General features: G+C 68.9%; 1 protein-coding gene. It reads left to right on the top strand.

Translation table 11 applies throughout. The features are described from left to right. Positions 1–33 precede the first annotated feature (33 nt). The coding region (locus tag ENSA7_RS41170) for a toxin TcdB middle/C-terminal domain-containing protein (RefSeq protein WP_280524074.1) at positions 34–820 on the top strand (787 nt) is incomplete at its 3' end.

Raw genomic sequence — 820 nt, 5'->3', positions numbered from 1 at the left:
GACGCGGTGGAGGAGCAGCTGCACCAGCCGCCGGTGTACACGAAGAGCTGGTTTCACACGGGGGCGTTCTTGGGTGCGGAGCAGCTCGAGGAGCGGTTTTCTGCGGAGTATTGGGGCGGTGACGCGAAGGCGTTCGTGCTGCCGAGGAGCGTGGTGCCCGGCGGGCTCAGTGGCGCCGACGCGCGCGAGGCCATGCGGGCGCTGGCGGGGCGGACGCTGCGGACCGAGGTCTACGCGTTGGATGGGTCCGACAAAGAGAACGAGCCGTTCACGGTGAGCGGGGCCAACTTCGAGGTTCGGCAAGTGCAGGGTCGCGGGCCGAACGTGTATGGGGTGTATCTCGCACACGACCGCGAGGCGCTGAGCTACCAGTACGAGCGCGACCCGGCGGACCCTCGCATCGCGCACAGCTTCGTGCTCGAGGTCGACGACTACGGCACGGCGCTGCGCTCGGCTGCGGTGGTGTACCGGCGGCGCGACTTCGTGCTCGACGAGCAGGGTGTGTTCCACGCGACGCTCAGTGAGACGGACGTCGTGCATCTCGACACGAGCGACGACGTGTTGCGGTTGGGGGTGCCGGTCGAGGCGCGCAGCTATGAGCTGCACGGGCTCCCGGCGCCGGGCGACGACGCGTTCAGCTGGCAGGCAATACGCGACGCCGCGGACACGGCCAACGCGGTGGCCTACGACGGACAGCTGTCCAACGGGATCGACAAGCGCCTGCTCACTCGAAGCCGTACCCGCTATCTCGCCGATGACCTGTCCGCGCCGCTGGCTCCTGGCGAGGTGCAGAGCAAGGCGCTGGCCTACGACAGCGACG

The organism is Enhygromyxa salina, assembly GCF_002994635.1.
In the GTDB taxonomy this organism is placed as follows: Bacteria; Myxococcota_A; Polyangia; order Nannocystales; family Nannocystaceae; genus Plesiocystis; species Plesiocystis salina_B.
The sequence above is the reverse complement of the archived record's forward strand: the minus strand, read 5'-3'. Positions and strand labels throughout refer to the sequence as shown.